The organism is Anabaena sp. CCY 9402-a (assembly GCF_963920945.1).
Lineage (GTDB): Bacteria > Cyanobacteriota > Cyanobacteriia > Cyanobacteriales > Nostocaceae > Trichormus > Trichormus minutissimus.
In genome coordinates this window covers 1-22,200 of record NZ_CAWUDL010000008.1, presented here as the reverse complement: position 1 = coordinate 22,200, position 22,200 = coordinate 1, and the positions used below count along the sequence as shown (strand labels likewise).

The 22,200-nt window shown below is 42.1% G+C and carries 11 protein-coding genes and 2 pseudogenes; 2 read left to right on the top strand and 11 right to left on the bottom strand.

What is annotated here, in order from left to right; genetic code table 11:
* Positions 1-6: 6 nt before the first annotated feature.
* The 11 genes and pseudogenes from ACM0OR_RS04820 to ACM0OR_RS04770 all read right to left on the bottom strand — a co-directional run.
* Positions 7-2,232: pseudogene (locus ACM0OR_RS04820) on the bottom strand (condensation domain-containing protein); the annotation flags it as partial.
* A 60-nt stretch (positions 2,233-2,292) separates the two neighbouring features.
* A pseudogene (locus ACM0OR_RS04815) lies at positions 2,293-5,037 on the bottom strand (non-ribosomal peptide synthetase); the annotation flags it as partial.
* 157 nt (positions 5,038-5,194) lie between these two features.
* Positions 5,195-6,958, bottom strand: coding sequence for an ABC transporter ATP-binding protein/permease (locus ACM0OR_RS04810; protein ID WP_414575214.1), 1,764 nt, complete (start codon positions 6,956-6,958; stop codon positions 5,195-5,197).
* Between the two features lies 1 nt (position 6,959).
* A complete protein-coding gene (gene devC, locus ACM0OR_RS04805; protein ID WP_414575213.1) occupies positions 6,960-8,144 on the bottom strand; it encodes an ABC transporter permease DevC in 1,185 nt (394 codons plus the stop codon).
* Between the two features lie 17 nt (positions 8,145-8,161).
* Positions 8,162-9,340 (bottom strand): HlyD family efflux transporter periplasmic adaptor subunit, encoded by a 1,179-nt coding sequence (locus tag ACM0OR_RS04800; RefSeq protein ID WP_414575212.1) that lies wholly within the window; start codon positions 9,338-9,340, stop codon positions 8,162-8,164.
* 118 nt (positions 9,341-9,458) lie between these two features.
* Positions 9,459-10,541 (bottom strand): LLM class flavin-dependent oxidoreductase, encoded by a 1,083-nt coding sequence (locus ACM0OR_RS04795; RefSeq protein WP_414575211.1) that lies wholly within the window; start codon positions 10,539-10,541, stop codon positions 9,459-9,461.
* 142 nt (positions 10,542-10,683) lie between these two features.
* Positions 10,684-16,257, bottom strand: coding sequence for an Ig-like domain-containing protein (locus ACM0OR_RS04790; protein WP_414575210.1), 5,574 nt, complete (start codon positions 16,255-16,257; stop codon positions 10,684-10,686).
* Between the two features lie 810 nt (positions 16,258-17,067).
* Entirely contained in the window at positions 17,068-18,120 is a 1,053-nt protein-coding gene (locus tag ACM0OR_RS04785; protein WP_414575247.1) for a serine hydrolase domain-containing protein, read from the bottom strand.
* 60 nt (positions 18,121-18,180) lie between these two features.
* On the bottom strand, positions 18,181-18,345 hold the full coding sequence (locus tag ACM0OR_RS04780) for a hypothetical protein (RefSeq protein WP_414575209.1): 165 nt from the start codon (positions 18,343-18,345) through the stop codon (positions 18,181-18,183).
* Positions 18,346-18,368: 23 nt separating this feature from the next.
* The gene (locus ACM0OR_RS04775; protein WP_414575208.1) at positions 18,369-19,127 is read right to left on the bottom strand and encodes a thioesterase II family protein; all 759 of its coding nucleotides are present in this window, start codon (positions 19,125-19,127) and stop codon (positions 18,369-18,371) included.
* A gap of 224 nt (positions 19,128-19,351) precedes the next feature.
* Positions 19,352-20,185 (bottom strand): sterol desaturase family protein, encoded by an 834-nt coding sequence (locus tag ACM0OR_RS04770; RefSeq protein ID WP_414575207.1) that lies wholly within the window; start codon positions 20,183-20,185, stop codon positions 19,352-19,354.
* Between the two features lie 122 nt (positions 20,186-20,307).
* Between ACM0OR_RS04770 and ACM0OR_RS04765 the strand changes: the two genes are divergently transcribed.
* Positions 20,308-21,030 (top strand): COG4280 domain-containing protein, encoded by a 723-nt coding sequence (locus ACM0OR_RS04765; protein WP_414575206.1) that lies wholly within the window; start codon positions 20,308-20,310, stop codon positions 21,028-21,030.
* Positions 21,027-22,091, top strand: coding sequence for a sucrase ferredoxin (locus ACM0OR_RS04760; protein WP_414575205.1), 1,065 nt, complete (start codon positions 21,027-21,029; stop codon positions 22,089-22,091). The genes ACM0OR_RS04765 and ACM0OR_RS04760 overlap by 4 nt, the downstream gene beginning before the upstream one ends.
* The last annotated feature ends 109 nt before the right edge of the window (positions 22,092-22,200 follow it).

Sequence of the window (22,200 nt, the reverse complement as noted above, 5' to 3'; positions counted from 1 at the left end):
CTCTCACTACCTTTTCTTTGGCTGAAGCTTGTTTAAAAATTTGTCGAGTTGTTGCTGATTCAAACGCGCACCTGCAAAATCTGACGGTGTGTAACCGCCACTATTTGGTGCTTGGCAATATTGAATTAGTGCTTGTAATGTTTTAATGAATTGCTGGGCTAAATATTCGATTGTGGCTGTGTCATGTAAATTGCGACTGTATCGCCATTGAATTTGTAACTGAGATTGAGCTACCCAAGTATTGATATTTAATATATACCTACGGGAATTTAGAGGATGAGATGATAATCCTGTTGATTCTTTTGCTAGTCCCAGAATCCATGCTTGGGAGGCAAATAAATCTAGTTGTCCCAAGTAATTAAAACTAATAGCAGATTGTGGCAGTGCTTGTAAAGTTTGAGATAGCTGTTGATTTAAAGTTAAATATCGCAATAGTCCATAACTAATACCTTTTTGTGGAATTTGCCGTAGCTGTTCCTTTACATATTTTAAGTTTTCTCCCAAGTCATTTGTGTTTCTTAATTCTAAGAAGACTGGAAAAATTGTTGTAAACCAACCTACTGTACGAGTGATGTTGATATTAGCAAATAAATCTTCTCGTCCATGCGTCTCTAAGTCAATAAGTACAGAATGCTGTTGTGTCCATTGACTATAAGTTAATGATAAGGCGGTTAATAATACATCATTGATTTGTGTATGATAGGCTTTGGGTAATGATTCTAGTAAGGCGCGAGTTTGGGTGATATCTAGCTTAACCTGAATTTCAGCCTCAGATGCAATGTTATTATCACCTTTCCCAATCTTATCTAAAGGTAATTGGGGTAATTGTTTGGGGAGAATTTCTAACCAAGTTTTGAATTGTTCAACAACTTGATCGGATTCGGCGTAATTAACCAAATTTTGCGCCCATTCCCTGAAAGATGTGGTTTTTGGTGGTAGTTTTACCTGATTTTTAAAATTCTGTGAAAAAGTCAAATTTAAACCTAACCCCCTAACCCCCTTCCCTACTAGGGAAGGGGGAATATTTAAAGCCTCTCCCCTAAAAGGAGAGAGGTTTGGAGAGGGGTTTTCCATTGAAGAATCTGGTAGTTTTACAGGTGTTTGCTTGGCTTTTAACTGTTGATAAACTGTGACTAAATCTTCTAGCAAAATTCGCCAAGAAACTCCATCAACAACTAAATGGTGAATGATAAATAATAGGCGATTTCTTCCACCATCTCCCAATTGAAACAAGGCTACTTTCAATAATATCCCATTAGCTAAATCTAAACTAGCTTGCAGTTGAGATGCGAGTGATTCAATTTGCTCTGTTTGCTGATTTGGTAATAATCCATTTAAATCAACAACTGTCAAGATATCCCTATTATCGAAGGTGGGAATTATATTTTGCTCCCATGCAGTATTTGAGGAGGAATTTGCAAAGCACGAATGCAATACATCATGATGTACTACTAGCTCCTCAATTGCCTGTCTTAAATAATCTACCTCTAAATCTGCCGCTACTTCCAAAAGCACAGCTTGGTTATAGTGATCCCATTTGTGCAAATTTTGCTCAAATAGCCAATGTTGAATCGGCGTTAAGGGGACTATTCCCGTCGCCATTCCTTGTTCTACTTGAGTTGTAGGCGCGATTTCAGTAACAGTTGCTAGTTCAGCGATAGTTTGATGCTGGAATAATTGCTTGGGTGTTAACTTTATCCCTGCATTATTCGCCTTCGCTACCATCTGAATACTCAGGATAGAATCTCCCCCACGCTCAAAGAAATTATCATAAATACCAACACTAGCACCGAAAATTTCCGTCCAGATTTTTATGAGGGTGGCTTCTGTGGCGTTACGTGGCGCGACTTGTTCTGACTGTGGTTTGGCTGCGGGTGTGGGAAGTTGCTGTTTGTCAACTTTTCCGTTGGTTGTTAATGGTAATTGTTCCAGCCAGACAAACGCTAAAGGTAGCATATAAGCTGGTAATTTTTTAGCTAAATATTGCCGAAAATCTGTTGTTTCCTGATTTCCGACAAGATAAGCCACCAATTGAGACTGCTGGGGATAATCTTTCCGCAAGATGACTACTGCTTCTTGTACTGAGGGATGAAATTTTAAAATTGCTTCAATTTCCCCCAATTCCACCCGAAATCCACGAATTTTTACTTGATTATCTAGTCTGCCCAAGTATTCAATTGTACTATCTCTTAGGTAACGAGCGCGATCGCCTGTTTTGTAGAGAGTGCTGAGTCCTGTTATGTCCCTAATAAACCTCTCTGCTGTTAAATCAGGGCGATTTAAGTAACCCCTCGCGACTCCTGCACCACCAATATAGAGTTCACCAGGAACACCTACAGGTACGGGTTGTAAATAACGGTCTAAAATATAAAGTTGAGTATTAGCAATAGGACGACCGATAGGAACATTACTAAAATTTTCTCTATCCCCAGTCCCCAACGTCGCATCATAAACGCAGCACCCAACAACGGTTTCTGTAGGCCCATATTCATTAATTAGCTTTGTTTGGGGAAAATAACTGCGCCAAAATTCTAAATGCTGTTCGGTTAGTGCTTCACCACCAATAATCAAAGCTTGGGGGTATCCAGCTTGCACTTGTGGGGATGGCTGACTGTTCACGTCAGATGGAAAACCTAACCCCCTATCCCCCTTCCCTAGTAGGGAAGGGGGAATATGTAGAGACGTTGCAGGGGAGAGGTGTGGAGAGGGGTTTTCTAAATCCTGTGCAAAGCTAGGTTGAGGTAGAAGTTGAGACAATATGCTCAAATGGGCGGGAGTAAGTTTAACTAAACTAAAATTGCTTGGGGAACTGAGGGCGTTTTGAAGTGCTTCGATTTCCTCGGCTTCTGGTAGCAACATTATCGCTTTCCCCACGAGCAGGGGAGTATATAAACTAGTAATTGTGGCATCAAAACTAATGGCAGATTGTACAGGTACACCCACACCTGCGGCTACTGGATAGGTTTGAATTGCCCAGTGGAGATAATTTGCTAATCCCCGATGGGTAAGCATCACTCCCTTTGGTTTACCTGTAGAACCTGATGTATAAATGATGTAAGCTAGGTTTTCACCTATAACAACGTTGTTGAGATTGTCTTTTGGGTGTTGAGCGATCGCTTGCCAATCTTGATCTAAACACAGTACATTCCCTTGATAGTCTGGTAATCCCGTCACCGATGCAGCCATTGTTAAGACAATTTCAGGTTTAGCATCCCCAAGCATATAGGCTAAACGTTCGGGGGGGAGTTTACTATCTAGGGGTATGTATGCGCCTCCAGCTTTGAGGACTGCTAGTAATGCAATAATTAATTCAGGCGATCGCTCTAGATAAATCCCGACTAAAGACTCACAACCTATACCCAAAGTTCGTAAGAGATGAGCCAGTTGATTGGCTTTGGTATTGAGTTCTTCATAAGTAAGGGTTTGCTCAGGGTAACAAACAGCAATATTATCAGGCGTGTGTTGAACTTGTTCCTCAAATAGTTGATGTAACCATTTTTGGGGATAATCAACTTGGGTTTGATTCCATTCCACCAGGATTTGATGTTGTTCTTGGGGGGTAAGAATGGGAATTTCGGAAATTGTGAGGCTTGAATTTTCCACCACGGCTGCTAGTAACACCTGCAAGTGCTGAATCATGCGGGTGATAGTCTGCGGCCGAAATAAATCTGTACAATATTCCATCACCACTAGCAAACCTTGGGAGCGTTCCACCATATGACAGGTTAAGTCAAACTTGGTTGCGCCAGTTTCTACCCAAGTTTGCTGAATTTCTAAGTCTGGTATTTCTAAATCTAACTGGGAATCATTCTGCAACTGATAAGCTTCATTCTGCACCTGAAACATCACTTGCACTAAGGGATTATGACTCAAATCTCGTTCTATTTGCAGTGCTTCTACCACTTTGGCAAAGGGGATTTCTTGATGTTCAAATGCTTCGGCGGCTGTGGTGCGTATCCGTTCGAGGACTGTTTGAAAGCTAGGATTTCCAGATAAGTCTGTGCGTAATACTAACGTGTTGACGAAAAAACCAATTAACCCTTGTACTTGTTGGCTGTTGCGGTTCGCACTCGGTACTCCTAAAACAATCTCATCTTGCTGACAATAGCGATGTAGCAACACTTTAAAGGCTGCTAGCAATAACATAAACAGCGTCACACCTTGCTGTTTACTCAAGTTTTTCAGGGATTCTAGGAGATTTTTTGGTAATAAATATGACTCTGTTTTTCCCTGAAACTGTTGTAGTGCAGTGCGGGGATAGTCTGTTGGTAGTTCTAGGGTTGGCAATTCGGCTAACTTTTGTCGCCAGTACGCCAATTGCACTTTCATTTCCTCTTTGTTTAGCCATTCTCTCTGCCATAAGGCAAAATCTGCGTACTGAATGGGTAATGCGGGTAAGGATGGTTTTTCATCTTTGATGAATGCGCGGTAACAAGATGCTAACTCCCGCAATAAAATTCCCCGTGACCACCCATCAGCGATGATGTGGTGTAATGTTAGCAGGAGAGTTGCTTGATGAGGTGCGATACGAATTAATTTGACCCGCATCAGGGGTGCTTGAGTCAAATCGAAGGGTTGACTGGCTTCTTCTTTGGCTAAATTTTCAACTGCTTGTATTTGCTGGTGTGGGGGTAAATCTTGTAAGTCAATAATTGGTAATTGTAAGTTAACCGTTGAAGCAATTTCTTGATAAGGCTTACCAGCTTGGGATGGAAAAGCAGTACGTAAGCTTTCGTGGCGTTGGGCAATTGTTTGTAAACTTGCTAATAATGTCGGAATTTGGAGTTTTCCTCCTAATTGCCAAGATATTGCAATATTATAGGCAGAATTACTGGGGTCAAGTTGATGGAGAAACCACAGTCTTTCTTGTGCTAGGGAAAGCGGTAATTCGGTATTTTGGCTACGAGGGGGAATAGATTGTATGGATTTGCTGGAATTAGTTTGCTGGCGGAGTAGTTTTTCAAATAAGGCTCGTTTTTCGGGAGTTAGTGAGGCTATGCGGCTTTCTAGCTGGTGGGGGATGTTGGAGGATGTCATATAAATATTCACCTACTCAGTGCTGGTTGCTGAGTAAGTTAGTAAAGTAATGATTACTGGAATCTTTTGAGATTATTTGTTTTTATTATTGCAAGTTTTTGCTAATAAATCTAGTGGGTTATTAAACGCAGAGTGGCGCAGAAGTTTATGCGGAGTTTTAATGGGAGGGTTTTTGGTGTGCGTAAATATTGCTTAATTCGAGTATGTGGTGATGGAAGGAACGCAGTGAGGAGCGATGTCCCACGCTAATGTAGGTGATGTCTGTTTTCTGGAGTTGTTGATAAAGTAGGGTTTGATTGGTTTCGTCTAAGGCACTGGTGGCTTCGTCTAGAATGGCGTATTGGGGAGACTGCAAGAGTAAGCGGGCAAAGGCTAGTCTTTGTTGTTCTCCGATAGATAGGACTCTTCCCCAGTCGGTAATGCTATCTAAGCCGTTGAAGCGTTCTATTAAGTCTGTTAAGTTAACTTGCTGCAACACTTGCCAGAGTTCATCTTCCGATATGCTTTTGTTACCCTGGGGATATAGTAACTGTTCTCGCAAGCTGCCGAGAATCATGTAGGGACGTTGGGGTAAAAAGAGTAAGTGCGATTTTGGGTGAGTAATCGTTCCAGTTCCCGCCTGCCACAATCCTGCTAATGCACGCAATACAGAGGTTTTACCTACGCCACTTTTACCGGTGATTAATAGGGATTCTCCAGGGGATACGGTAAAGGATAAATCTTTGACTAAAATCTTTTGATAGTCGGGGGTGTGTAGGGTGACGTTGTGGAAACTGATGCAAGAATCTTCAACTAAGTTAATTAAATACTCCTCTCCATCTTTCTGATTTTTCAGATTATTGGTAGAACCTAACCCCCTAACCCCCTTCCCTAGTAGGGAAGGGGGAATGTTGAAAGCCTCTCTCTTTTTAGGGGAGAGGTTTGGAGAGGGGTTTTCTAGTTTCTTAATGCTGTCTTGCAATTCATCTAACCGAGTGACTGCTGCGGCTAAGTTACTCAGTTGCTCAAATTGACTAATAATTAAACCTAAAGCAAGTAAGATACTACGAAAAGCTACTCCAGCTTGCGCTGATACGCCTATTTCTAGTTCACCCGCTAAGATTCGGGGAGCTAATATAAATGTTGGTAGTAAGAATGTGATGTATTGATAACTGTTTTGAAATAAGTCTAAGCCTAACTGCCAACGAATTAGGTGTGTAAAGTTACTGAAAACACGTAGAAACCTTTGCCATAGTTCTTGAGATTCTACCGCTTCTCCTTGATAAAATGCGATCGCCTCTGCATGATCCCGCACCCGAATTAAGCCGTAACGAAAATCAGCTTCTCGTTTGAGTTGTTCAAAGTTAATACCTACTAAAGTCTTGCCAAAAACTATTGTTGTGAATACTGTGCCAACTACAGCATAAATGATCAAAAACACCATTAATGAAGGAGCAATCTGCCACAGGACTCCAGAGAAGCCAATCAGGAGCAAAATTGAGTCACATAGGACAACCGCAAAATAAAGCGACTGTTGTGTGAAATTTTGAATATCTTCAGCAATGCGCTGATCAGGGTTATCAATATCAGATGTTGTTGTCAGGTGGTAAAAGTTCCGTTGATGCAGATATTGATTCAGAAAATATGTAGTTAACCACTGTCGCCAAGATAAACTCAATTGTGTTTGTAAATAGGTTTTCAAAGCGAGAATTGGTACACCGATGAGTAAAATTCCCAGAAAAATCACCACCGCTTGGATAAATCGGTTGCTATCTACTGCGGCTAAAGATGATTCTAATTCACCGAGAAAAATACTTAAGACAACTGTGACTACTGTACCGATGAGTGAGAGACATAGTAACAGAAAAAGAAGTGCGATCGCTTGCCACTTCTTTTCTGAAAGCCAATAAAGTTTACCTATGCGCCAAAACTGTCTAAGCATTTTAATGAAAAACATCTGCGGGATCAGCAGAACGGAGTTTATTAGAGGCGATCGCAGCTGAGGTGAGACACATAATCAATGTTAAAATAAATACCACAATTGCTAGATCAGGTGTCATCGCCAATTCTAATCGTGTTGAAATTGCGAGAAAATTGTACATACCCACAGACACAAAAAAGCCTGGGATAAAACCTAATATTGTCAAAATGGTCGCTTCTTGGAAAATCACTAATAAAAGATAAATATCAGAATAACCCATTGCTTTGAGAGTAGCGTATTCAGCTAAATGATCCCTCACATCGGCATACAAAACCTGATAAACAATTACCACCCCAATAATAAACCCCATAACTGCACCAAAACTAAAAATTAATCCGGCTGGATTTTCTTGTTGGTATTTCAACTCTTTAGCTATCAATTCTTGATGAGTATAGACACTAATACCAGGTACATTCTTTTCAATCCCAGCCTTCACAGCTTCTGGATTAACACCGGGGCTTAAGATAACTATACCAATGCTGACTCTATTTAAAATCTCCTTCCCAAATATCTCGGCATAATTAGCCTCACTTGTAATCATGTTACCTGTACCAAGAAAGAATGAATTACCCAGATTAAATAATCCAACGATATCAGCCTTCCGTCGATTAATTAAAACTGTCAGTTTATTATTTTGTTGATTTCTAAAATCTTGTACAACAGTTCCCAACTCTTGTTTAGCAAACCGATCAAATAAGAAACTATCAGGTACACTTATCTTATAACGTTGATTATTAACTTCAGGAATATCAAGAACTATTTTGTTAGGATTAAACGCGATTACTCGTGCTTCATAAGATTGGTACTCTTGTGTATAAGCCCAAGAAACACCCGAATTAATATAGAGAGGAATAGTATCAGCAACACCTTCAATACCTGCTGCTTGATAAAGTCGTAATCGGTCAAATTCAATTGAACCTAAAAATCTAGTATCTGGATGTAATAAAAATAAATCACCTTTGAGACTTTCCGGTAACAGCGTAGCTCCACTAGTAAATAATTGCCTAAAACCCAACTGCATAAAAATCAATATATTAGCGAATGCGATTCCTCCCATCGCCACTAAAAGACGCGGTTTCTGATATGATAATTGTGACCAGGCAAGTGAACGCTGAAATCGGATTTTTTTAAAGATAGGTTTTAACATTGATAATTTTTAATCTACTAGCCACTAATATCAATCTTGACTCTTACCAACATATAAGTTAAAGCAGCAATTTTAGAATTATATTGAGGGTCAATACGTACCTTAACAACAATCACCCGTGAATTATCATCAGTTGTAGGACCTCTTGTATTAGCGGCATTTTGCAAAGTTCTTTTACCAATTTGTAAAGCGATTTGTTCGACAGTACCTTGAATTTCACCACTAAAACCGCCATACTCGCTGGTAATAGTTGCTTGCTGTCCGCGACGCACCTTATCAATATCAGTTTCCGCTACCTCAGCTACAGCAAACATTCGGTCAGTTTGAGCAATTTCCACAATCCCTTGACTAGTGTTGACTTGTTCACCAATACGAGTATTGATTCTTAATATTTGACCAGCAGAAGGAGCGCGGACTTTGGCATTTTCTAAGCGAGCTTTTCTTTGAGTAACCGCAATTTGAGCTTTTTCTAAGCGCACTTTAGAAATTTGTACATCTACAGGACGAATTTCCTTTAATTGCGCTAATATTGCTTCTTGTTGAGTAATTTGGGCTTGTAAAGTTGTGATAGTTTTCTCTAATTCTGCTTGACGTTCCATCAACGTAGCTTCAGCCGTGGTTAATTCTCGTTGTGCTGTGTCTGCATCTGCAATAGAAATAGCACCTTCAGTAGATAAATCTTGGCGACGTTGATAAGTTAATTGTGCCTCTTGTAATGTTGCTTCTGCGCTATTTATAGCTGCTTGCTTTTGAGTAGTTTCTGCTTTTAATTGAGCTTCTAGACGAGTAATCGTAGCTTTTTGTGCAGCAATTTCTGCGTATTTAGCTTCACCTTGTTGTACCTTTAAAAGTTCTGCCTCATGCAAACGCACATCAGCTTCAGCATCTCGCAAATCTGCTTCTAATTGGTCAATTCCTTGTAAAATTGCTATTACTTGATTTACCTTAACTAAATCGCCTTCTTTCACCAAAATTTGGTTAACTCGACTATCTTGAGCATTAGGAACAGAAAGTTTGATCACTTCTCCTTCTGGTTCAATCTGTCCCAGCGCAATTACAGCAGTCACAGGTGCAGGGTTGACTGCAATTTGAGCATGAGAATTAATATTTGCCTGTGATGTTGTACAAGCTGTAGATAGACTCAATAAGCCCAAAATAATCGTTAACTTACACCATTCTTTCATGAAGGACAGCATGACAATTCAAAATTCAAGTTTCGGAGGGTTAAGCAACAGTTTTTTTCCAGATCCTCGACTTTTTCAAGAAGTCGGGGATCTAAATCTGGTGTAAGTGACATTTTTCTTTTCTACACCTCTATACACCTTGTCCAACCATTGATTTTTTGTTTTCAGGCACAAGTTTGATTAATTGTTGTAATTGACTCACAAATGGTAAACTTGCCATCACCAAATCGTAATCTTGGACAAAATCAATTAAACAAGCAATTTCATCTACACCAGCCGCGCGAATTTGTTCGACAAATGGACGACAACTGTCAGGAGTTCCAATGAGCGATCGCCCTTTCATAAATCCTTCTACGCCAAATTGCAGTAAACTATCAATATCATCTTCCGAGAAGTTTTTGATACTGACATTTAACCCCATACCCTTAGCTAGATTTTCCAGTAAGTCGTAGTGAGTTTTGAGATAATTGCAGAAAGGCTGTGTAACTTTTGCCTTCACATCATTGATATCATCCCCTAAAAAGGTATGAATCATCAACGCCACTTTCCCCGCTTGGGGGTCGTGTCCGTGTTTCGCTAAAGATTTCCGGTAGAGTTGAATTTTCGGCACAATATCATTAAGAGTACCACCTAATAAAGAAGTCAAAACATGAGTTCCTAATTTACCTGCTTCTACAAAAGTTTCTGAAGATTGACAAGTCATCCAGACAGGAAGTTCATTTTGTACAGGACGAGGTAGTGTTTTTATGGTGAAATTTTTCCCTGTCGCATCCTGACGTTCCACAGCTTCACCCCGCCACAGCTTCCGCATCACCTCCAAATCACGCCACATTATGGCTTTGCGGTTGTTATGGGGTTCACGAGCCAAGACAAAATCATCCACAGTCCAACCAGAAGCAAAAGCGATCGCCACCCGACCATGTGATAAATTATCCACTACAGCCCACTCTTCCGTAGCTCGTACAGGGTCATGTAAAGGTAGAACAAAACTCCCAGCACGTAGCTGCACCCTTTCAGTGATCATCGCCAAAGCCGCACTTGTCAGGGCTGGATTAGGGTACAGACCACCAAAAGAGTGAAAATGCCTCTCTGGAGTCCAAACAGCCGTAAAATCGTTAGCATCAGCAAACTTAGCACTTTCTATCAAAAGTTGGTATTGATCGGGACGAGCAACAGAACCATCACCATCAAAATAAAATAAGCTAAAATCCATAATTCTAGAGCCTATCTAAAAAATGTACGTAGAGACATAGCAATGCTACATCTCTACTCCGAGCCTCTTTGCGTTTAATTTCACCTCAAGAAAAGTGAATAGCTCATGTTTTCAGAGCCATTCACCATCAGGCAAACACTAATTAAATCGTTGTAAACGCCGAAGAACTCACGCTACTAGATTGAACAAACTTCAACACAGCCAGAGTTTCATCACCGACTTGAATCAGCGTATCTAAACCGCTTTGACTCAAAGTCAATTGGTCAAAGGTGATACCACCACTCAACCCAACCTTTTGACCCAAGCTGACTTGGAAGTTGTTGATAGTGTCAATACCAGCCCCTTGAGCGACAACGACGGTATCTTGACCACCATTCAAGAAAATGAGGTCATTACCAAGACCACCGTTAATCAAGTTTTGACTAGAGCCACTGTAGATGATGTCATCACCAGCACCACCTAGTAGGGTGTTATTGCCGTTACCACCATACAGGATATCGTTACCGTCACCCCCATCTAATAGGTTGTCACCAGCACCGCCAGTTAAGTAGTCATTACCAGCACCACCCAATAAGGTATTATTACCAGCACCACCAAACAGAGCGTCGTTACCGTCGCCACCATCTAAGTAGTCATCGCCAGCACCGCCAAACAGGTAGTCATTACCCAGACCGCCTAATAATTGGTCATTACCAGCATTAGCAAATAGGCTGTCGTTTCCGAAAGTGCCAACCAAGATGTTGTCACCAGCGTCACCAATGGGACTAGTGGGGGCATCACTAATCGTCAAAGAGATACCACTAGCATCAGGATTGACTTCATACAATTCCCCATCCACCAAATTGAAGGTTAAGTTTTCTACCCCTTCATTTGGACCATCATCAAACACCTGTAAGGTCAACGCAGCAGTGGGTTGAGTTAAAGTCACAAAGAAACCGCCACCAGTCCCATCTGGTTCTGGGAAGCCGGCAATACCTTCTAAGGTGACAGCAGGTGAACCATCTTCATTAAAGATGACAAACTCACCTAATGCTCCTCTGGTGGGACTCAGCACATATAAGGTTAAACCTTCGGCGGGAATGTCTCCAGCAACATTGAAGTTAACAGTTAAGGTATCACCTTCATAGAGTGTAGTTTGTTCCGTGGAGATACTCACCACTGGACCGACACCACCAGGTACACCATCTACATAGGTGACTGCGGCTGTTGCTGCTGCTGGGTCAACTTTATAGATGTCACTGGCTAATAGTTCATAGGTGTAGGTGGTATCTAGTTCTTCTACGATGTCATCGAAGACGGGAATTGTCACGGTGCTATCTGCTTGGGTCAACCGGAACTCATAAGCTGCGGTGTCACGGTTGAAGCGTAGATATTCAACGCCTTCTGACTCCACCACTTGACGGAATTGCAGCCCTTGTTCTACCGCCGAGGTGCGGAAATCTCCACCAACGCTGACGACTATGCCTTCTTCGGGGATGATGCCTTGGGCATTGAACACCAATACTAAGCCTGGCCCGTCTGCTTCACTCACTACTGGGCTGGCTGTGAATCCTACTACTGGGTATTCACTAATCGTCAAAGAGATACCACTAGCATCAGGATTGACTTCATACAATTCCCCATCCACCAAATTGAAGGTTAAGTTTTCTACCCCTTCATTTGGACCATCATCAAACACCTGTAAGGTCAACGCAGCAGTGGGTTGAGTTAAAGTCACAAAGAAACCGCCACCAGTCCCATCTGGTTCTGGGAAGCCGGCAATACCTTCTAAGGTGACAGCAGGTGAACCATCTTCATTAAAGATGACAAACTCACCTAATGTTCCTCTGGTGGGACTCAGCACATACAAGGTTAAACCTTCGGCGGGAATGTCTCCAGCAACATTGAAGTTAACAGTTAAGGTATCACCTTCATAGAGTGCAGTTTGTTCCGTGGAGATACTCACCACTGGACCGACACCACCAGGTACACCATCTACATAGGTGACTGCGGCTGTTGCTGCTGCTGGGTCAACTTTATAGATGTCACTGGCTAATAGTTCATAGGTGTAGGTGGTATCTAGTTCTTCTACGATGTCATCGAAGACGGGAATTGTCACGGTGCTATCTGCTTGGGTCAACCGGAACTCATAAGCTGCGGTGTCACGGTTGAAGCGTAGATATTCAACGCCTTCTGACTCCACCACTTGACGGAATTGCAGCCCTTGTTCTACCGCCGAGGTGCGGAAATCTCCACCAACGCTGACGACTATGCCTTCTTCGGGGATAATGCCTTGGGCATTGAATACCAATACTAAGCCTGGTCCGTCTGCTTCACTCACTACTGGGCTGGCTGTGAATCCTACTACTGGCAGTTCAATATTTGTCATACTGTCATCAATTGTTATGGTTACTTGGCTGGCATCGGGATTAACTTGATACTGCTCACCATCGCGGAGGGTATAGGTATAAGTCCGTGGCCCATCTACTTCACCGTTATTAAACACCGGCACTGTAATAGTTGCAGTCTGCTCGGTGATGCGGAAAAGTACGGCACTGACAAATTCATTTGTGCCTGCGATCGCGCCGCCTGTGGTAGTTAAACCAACAGGGTTGAGAGTATCTTCAGGATTACGGGGGTTATCCACCGCCACGTTAAATTGAGCAATGGAGCGTGGTACACCACTATCTAGGTAGACTACAACTCCTCCTTCTGGGGGTGGGCTATCGAGAGTAAAGGTGATGGTAAGGGCTGTTTGTTCTGACTCAAACAGGGTGGTGGGAGTAGCAGAAACACTAACTACTGGCCCAACTCCACCAGGTATTCCATCAGTGACGGTGAAGCTGGCAGAACTCGCTACAGGGTCTACTGCGTAACCTTCTCCTGCTTCTAAGGTGTAGGTAAAGGTAGCGTCGCTTTCTTCTAAGATGTCGTTTAAGACGGGAAGGCTAATTGTTGCCGTCGGTTCGAGGATGGTAAAGGTGAAACTGCTCAGGTCTGTTTCTAGAGCAAACAGATCCAATGTTCCCCCAGTAACTCCAGTCTCTACCAACGGACGATCAAAGCGGTAGAAAGTATTACCTTCGGCATCAAATCGTACTTGCGCCGCCGTGAACTGCCTCATGATGTTGGCAACATCACCTTGTAGACGCACAGTGATGCCTTCGGGGGGAATATCGCCTGTGGTATTGAAGGTTAATGTTAAGACTGTTCCTTCTGCTTCGCTCACTACATCTGGTGATGCTGTGAAGCTGACTACTGGCAGTGGTGCGGCATCAACAACATCGTTAATCGTGAAGGTAACTGCATTCTCACCAGAAACAAAATCATAGCCTGGTACGGGGCTAAGGGTGTAGGTAAAGGTTTCTGCACCTTCTACAACTTCATCTCTAAATAGGGGGAGAGTAATGGTTGCGGTTTGCTGGAGTAGTCTGACAGTAACAGCACTGGATGTAGCATTAGCTCTTAAAAAGCGGACACCATCGAATGATGCACTGAAGACATCAAATTCAGATAGCGATCGCTCTACGCCACTATCAAATGTGACTTCCAACCCTCCTTCTGGGGGTGGTTCACTTAGTTGAAAGGTTAAAACAATACTGTCGTTATTGGCTTCAACTAAATTAGTTGGACTAGCGGTAAAGCTAAGTGTTGGCATAGTTGCTGGTGGGTTAACTGTGATGCTAACTGTCGCTGGGGCAGAATTTACCTTGCTGTCGTTAGCTAGATAGATAAAACTATCTGTACCGAAAAACCCTACATTGGGTGTATACGCAAACGAACCATCAGTATTTAAGCTCAGACTACCGTTGCTTGGTGCTTGTAACACTGCGGCTGTGAGTGGGTCGGCTTGAGCATCAGTATCGTTACTTAAAACACCGTTGGCGACATTTACTACCAATTGCTGACCTGCGTTTGTGCTGTAGCTGTCGTTGACTGCTACTGGCGGGTCGTTGGGTGGTGGCGGTGGTGCGTTAACTGTGATGCTAACTGTCGCTGGGGCAGAATTTACCTTGCTGTCGTTAGCTAGATAGATAAAACTATCTGTACCGAAAAACCCTACATTGGGTGTATACGCAAACGAACCATCAGTATTTAAGCTCAGACTACCGTTGCTTGGTGCTTGTAACACTGCGGCTGTGAGTGGGTCGGCTTGAGCATCAGTATCGTTACTTAAAACACCGTTGGCGACATTCACTACCAATTGACCTGCATCTGTGCTGTAGTTGTCGTTGACTGCTACTGGCGGGTCATTTGGTGGTGGTAGAATAACCGGAGCAAGATTAAATTCTAAGGTGTATGTTGCTGTTGCTCCAGTTTGTTGTAACCAGAAGGTATATTCACCACTAGGCAATCCACCACTAAACCCGATCGCACCTTCGCCTCGACCAAGGTCATCTAAAATATCTGTACCTAGTTGGTCTAAACCTGTCCCAAAGTGACTATAGCCTAAAAGATTTGCCACATTTGTGCCTGTGGGCGGCTCTGTAAAGACACTACCTCTCTGGACTGCGGCAAAAGCGACATCATCTGTGGATTCGTAGGCAGCTAGTACCAGAGAATCGAGTTGATATCCTTCTGGGACTTCAAAAGTAATGTACTCGCGATCGTTTCTGACGGAAGTGGCTGTTAAGGAATTTTTTCCTTCTATCAATGGTAGTACAAGGGGGGCATTGCGATCGCCAGAAATGTCCCCATTAATTGCCTCGTTATAGCTACCAGGAACAGGTGTAACTGGGTTTACATTAATGCTAACTGTCGCTGAGGCAGAATTTACCTTGCTGTCGTTAGCTAGATAGATAAAACTATCTGTACCGAAAAACCCTACATTGGGTGTATACGCAAACGAACCATCAGTATTTAAGCTCAGACTACCGTTGCTTGGTGCTTGTAACACTGCGGCTGTGAGTGGGTCGGCTTGAGCATCAGTATCGTTACTTAAAACACCGTTGGCGACATTTACTACCAATTGCTGACCTGCGTTTGTGCTGTAGCTGTCGTTGACTGCTACTGGCGGGTCGTTGGGTGGTGGCGGTGGTGCGTTAACTGTGATGCTAACTGTCGCTGGGGCAGAATTTACCTTGCTGTCGTTAGCTAGATAGATAAAACTATCTGTACCGAAAAACCCTACATTGGGTGTATACGCAAACGAACCATCAGTATTTAAGCTCAGACTACCGTTGCTTGGTGCTTGTAACACTGCGGCTGTGAGTGGGTCGGCTTGAGCATCAGTATCGTTACTTAAAACACCGTTGGCGACATTTACTACCAATTGTTGACCTGCGTTTGTGCTGTAGCTGTCGTTGACTGCTACTGGTGGGTCGTTGGGTGGTGGCGGTGGTGGTGGAACTTGACTAGGATTATCGTAGAAGTTAACAGTGACCGCGCTAAAACTCGGATCAACTGTATATCCTGCACCAGATTGTAGAGTGTAAACTACGCTTTGTGGTGTTTCTGGAATTCCATCTGGAAAAATGGGCGCACTAACAGTTGCAACTTGAGATGTAATGTTAAAGTAGAACCCTGTAAAGTCAAAGTCTCCCTGTGGAACACCACCACCTGTGAAGGTGAGAGCAAACAAATCCAGTTGCGTTAAGGACTGTGGTACATTACCTCTGAGATAAACTCTCACACCTGTTGGTGGTGGCGGCTCACTTAGCTCAAATCTGAAGGTAAGTGTAGTATCTTGAGTCTCTATGAGGGTTGTAGTATTGGTTGTAAACTTGACTGTTGTCATAAATAGTTCGCTACAGATGGGTCAATCTCAAATTTGATCGACAGAAATAATTGCGTTACTATTCCTCCAAAGTCTTAAAAAGGATCACATCATGTCATCTAAAAAACTTAAAGCAGTCCCATTCAACTGAATATTGGACAATTTAAACTAGTCAACCCCTTCCCTCTGGGACACTTCGTTTAGCTTGCTTTGCTACGCAACGCTGTCGCGAACCACAAAGTGTTACGGGGAATTCAAAAAAGGTTATGTAGAGTAGATATAGCTAATAGCATCAAGTTTTTCTGAGGACTGAAGCTATTAAGCTCACTATCCTACCTAGCTTCACTATCATCTCTTTGCCAGGCTCAAAATGAGTTTGCTAGAAAGCACGATATTGACAGCTAAATAACTAGCTAGATATGACATCCCTAGGTCTAATCTAGGATGATGAAATTATTCAAGTAATGATGCTCTCATCGTGACAAAATTACTGGGTGTCAAGACCAGTATTAGACACCCTGAGTACAACAATGAATAAGATTGATGATTCTTTATTGCAATTTATTCTTGATAGTTAGAATCATACTATAAATAGTAACACATCCGTAATTAATCGGATATATGAATTATAAAATTTCCGTAAAGTCTGTTTTACTCAATATATTTTCGTAGAGAGAAATAGTTTGTGCAAAATTTGCATGAATTAAGAAGGTTTGGGGACTAGGAATTTTAGATTTTAGATTTTGGATTGAATAATCTAAAATCCACTCATTGCAAATCCACTCATTGAAAGGCTGGGGAAGGGAAGGGAGAATTTACTTCTCCAGATCCTCAGCCTCTCCTCTCTCTTACTCTTGGTCTGACTGTGAGCCATGTACCGAATGTTAGCAGCACACCAAGTATCATTCCTGGTTCTGGGACTGATATGGGGGATTGATACCGTCGTAGGGTAGTTAGTGTTGCACCTGCTAAGTTTTGGCTAGAACGAGCGTTAATTAATTCAATATAAGTGATGTTTTCCAACGGCGAATACCACATATTGGAGCGATACCCTAGGGTTTGTCCCCGATGGATGTACCAAAAGCGATTGGGGGATTGCATAATACCGATGCCCAGACCATAAGCAGAATAATTCTCTGATGTGATGGGGCTGATGGTGGTTAGCATTTGTTGGAGGGTGTCGGGTTCTAATAGCTTTCCACCTATCAAGGCATGAATGAAGGTGGCTAAATCGCTGGTGTTGGAAACCATTGCCCCAGTAGACCAAGCCCAAGAGAGATTAGCCCCAGAAATATCGTTGAGTGTGCCATCTTGATCGAAGTCCCAATAACCCCTGACGTAGCCGCCAGGAATGGCTTCTTCTTCCGCAAAGAAGGTGTTGCTCAGGGCTAAGGGGTCGAGGATGCGATCGCGGATTTCTTCAGCAATACTATTATTTGTCGCTGCTTCTACTACCATACCCAACAGCAAATAGTTGGTGTTGGAATATTGCCAAGAATCTCCCGCCTGAAAACTCGCTTCCAAGCCATCAATGAATCTCACTAATTCTATTGGTTGCCAGCGATTGAGAAATACGCCTGGGTTAACAGGAGCCCATCTAAACAATACATCTGTATAATCAGGAACGCCGCTTGTATGGTTCAAGAGTTGGCGTAGGGTAATCTGATCAGCGTTGGGAATCCAGTCAGTTACAGATGTTGGTAGTTGGTCAATCAATTTATCTTCTAAACTCAGGATGTCTTCTTCGACTAGTTGTAGTGTAGTAGTAGCGACAAAGGTTTTAGTAATACTACCAATTTCAAAGCGATCGCTAGGCTGTAATTCTCTACCTGTTGCTTGGTTTGCTACCCCACTAGCCCCAAACCAAGTTCCTTTGGGGCTAATAATTGCTAAAGATGCTCCTGGAATGTTTTCCCGTGCTTGATCTAAGGCTGTTTGTAACTGTTATCCTAGGTCTTTATTGACAGGATTGGTGAGGGTAATGGACTGACTCGATTCAGTCGTCAAAGTTGCCGCTTGTGCGATCGCGTTCCGCTCAGTGTAGCTGATCGCTGGAGCAAACAATAGGGCTGAGGTCAGAATAGTTGTGCGAAAGATTTTCGAGAGCATAGTATTAATTAACGTTAATTTCTTTAGATATACAAAGCCGTATATTGTGACAATAAATCTAACAACTGTAGGCGATTTTCATGAATGAAAAAATGGTTTCCTGGTAACATTTGCAACGAGAAATCACTAATTGTATGTTCTTGCCATGCTACTAGTTCTGCTTGATACACTTCCACATCTGCAAGTCCTCCAAAGGCTGTAATTGCACAGGATAGTGGTGCAAATTTGGTATAAATATAAGTTTCTAAAACTGCAAAATCTGATCTTAAAGTTGGTGACATTAATTCCATTAATTCGCTATTTTCTAAGATGGCGTCTGGTGTACCATTAAATCGGCATAATTCTTGCAGAAACTCCAATGTTGGTAAATTATTAATGGGTGGTTTTGTCTCTGGGATATGGGGCGCACTTGCACCAGAAACAAATAAATGTACTGGTGTTAAACCATAAACTTGCTGTAAATAACGCGCCAATTCAAAACATATTAACCCGCCCATACTATGCCCAAAGAAAGCAAAGGGCTGATTTAAATTTGGTAAAATTGCTTGACTGAGTGCATTTATTAAAGGTTGAAGACGATTAAAAGCTGGTTCTGATAACCGATTTTCTCTTCCTGGTAACTGCACGGCACAAACTTCTATTTTGGTGTTTAATTCTTTGTACCATTCCCGAAAAATTCCTGCTCCACCTCCAGCATAGGGGAAACAAAATAATCTCAGTTTGGCTTGGGGATTTGGTTTAGGGAAAATGAGCCAAGGATTGTTAATTTTGGTATGGTTCACGATGGATGTAAAGAGAAGTAGGGTGTTTTATGACCTAACTTTTCACGGTATCTGGAAAACCTCTCTCTAAATCTCTCTCCTGCGAGGAAAGAGACTTTGAAATCCTGGTTTGGAAGTTAGATTTTCCGTGGACTTTTCCACATGACGTGAAAAGTCAGGTGTTATGACAGTGTAAATATTTGAGGTTTGGAGAGAGTATAAATTACATGGCGTTACGCGTTGCTTTAACGCACCCTACAACTGTTTCCTAATTTGATTAATTTAAACCACTCGCGAAAAGGTAAAATGGACGCTTGCCACAGATGATTATAGGTTTCTTTTGTTGTCAGTCCAGTAGCTGGAAACTCACCTTTTTGGGGATGACAATAAGAGCCAAAAACTATGTCCCAAACTGGGAAAAATACGGCATAATTTTTATTAATATGTTGGGGTTGAAATGAGTGGTGAATTCTATGGTACTGTGGACTAGCAATTATTGGTGAGAAAGAACCGAATCCTAAACGTAAATTCATATGGATGAATTGCAGCCATAGAATTTCCATGAAGGCTAGTAACCCAGCTTCTATAGGTTTAATATTAAACAATAAATTCATCGGCAGGACTATAAAGAAGATTACTAATGGTTCTTCTAACCAATGTACTCGTCTAGTGCTGGTGACATTTAAGGAAACTTCACTATGATGAAACTTATGTTGTCCCCATAAAAATGAATTGGTATGTTGTAATCGGTGAAACCAATAATAGAAAAAATCAACAATTAAAAAGTAAAGAATTATCCCGATAACTGTTTCTATCCAATTGCGAGGTGCTGGTAAATTAAGATAAGCTCCACCTAACCAAGTGCGGGTTATTCCTACCAATGTAGCAATACCAGCCGCATTCATTACAAATGCCAACAAAGTATAGACAACATACCATTTTAGGTTAAAAATTATATGACGAAATGGTTGATTGGGTTCGGCTGGACGCAACCTTTCTAATAAAATAAACACACCATACATCAGAAACCCCTTCAGCATATATTTCACAAAGCTGAAGACAGCATCAATCCATTCCATGATGAATTAACCTATTTTTTGTGTAGAAAAGACGGATTTTGCTATATTGGAATGATTCTACTAATCTACCACAAGTATGGCTAACTTAGTCGCAAAATTATCTCAAGTTATGCAGTGAGGATATGATGATAAATTGGAGTATTTTTTTGGCTGCACTCGGCAGTACAAGTATTGAATTTTTGGAAGTGGTAGCGATCGCCTATGCTATTGGTAGCTCTGGTTATGTTAGAGAAGCCATTTGGGGTTCAGTTGTTGGCTTGATGATAGTATTATCAGTGGCGATCGCTCTCGGCACTGGGTTACAATTCTTACCACTACAGCCATTACAAATCTTGATTGGGGGGTTGTTGCTGTGGTTTGGTTGGGGATGGGCGAAGAAGTCTGTACGCCGACTAGCGACGGGAAGGCGTGCAGGTTGGATTGATGATCAAGTATTAGAGAAAGAGGGTATTGTTTTAGATCAGGAATCCACAGGATTTAGCAAGCTCAATTTCCTGATTATGACTAAAAGCGTTGCGCTGGAGGCCTTGGAAATCTTTGTGATTGTCATCACCTTGGGTTTAGCAACGAGTGCATGGTATGAGGCGATCGCGGCTACAGGGTTAGCTTTGTTATTATCATTAGTATCGGTAGTTTTCTTGCATCCATATTTGGTGAAACTGCCAGAAGTGCTAATCAAACTGGGTGCAGGAATTATGCTCAGTGCGATGGGGACTTTCTGGTTAGGGGAAGGTATGGGGTTAGAATTTCCTTTTGATGAATTTTTTATCTTGATTTTAATTACTTTATATAGTCTGACTGCCGGAATTTCCGTGTATTGGTTCAAAAATCAACCTGTAACATGACAAAAGTAGATGATGATTGTCGTTACTGTTCCGTAGTTTCTAAAGCTAACCGAGAAGACCCCATTGGAACAGCCGGTACAGTAGATGAATGGTTGCTGGTGGAAGTACCCCAACCTTGGAAAACCCATCTTTGGGAAGCAAAACCACAATTTCAACCACTGCTGCAAGTTGTGGAGAAGTTGGCATCTCAGCCTATACGATACTTTAAAACTAGACTATTAGCGATCGCGCCTGATAAAACCCACACTCACCCAGAACTCGTCCGCGTCTTTCACTACAAGCGTCCCGCCAAGATATTTGCTCAATACACCAAACAGGAATATTTACTTCCCCTCGCGCAAGTTGCACCCCTTGTAGAAGCTTTATTATTCCAACCCCGTCAACTCATTCGCTTTCAGCAATACCAGCAACCCACAGAACACATTCGAGAAATTCTCATCTGTACCCACGCGAACTATGACCGAGCCTGTGGAAGATTTGGTTATCCTCTTTACAAACAACTACGCAAGCAATATGCTACAGAAAATCTGCGCGTGTGGCAAACCAATCATTTTGGCGGACATCAATTTGCACCGACATTAATTGATTTTCCCAATGGACAAGTTTGGGGACATTTGGAGATTGATATTTTAGATTGTTTAATTTATCGCCAGGGTGATGTTGACCAATTACGTCCTTTCTATCGCGGTTGGACAGGGTTGAGTAAATTTGAACAAATAGCAGAACGGGAAATTTGGATGCAGGTGGGTTGGGATTGGTTGAACTATGAAAAAACTGGACGCATCCTAGTACAAGAGGAAGGAGGGATGAAAAAAAAGCTTCTGAAAAGTATCTTTAAGCGTCTTCCCTGTCCCAAATTCAAACTTTTAGTAGAACGCTGGAACGAGCAAGCAACCTGGGTGAAATTGGAAATTAGCTATACCAGTAAAGATGGTAACAAATGGGGTACATACTCAGCCATCGTTAAACAAACCGGAATAGTCACCACAAAACTCAAATCCGGCGATGATGCACCCTTGGCGAGTGTGAATCAGTATAGTATTGAAGAGTTGCGAAACTAGAGTATTGGGGACTGGGAAAAATAATGTGTGATAAATGATGTCTCCGTAATCACGAATCACGAATCACGAATCACGAATCACGAATCACGAATCACGAATCACGAATCAC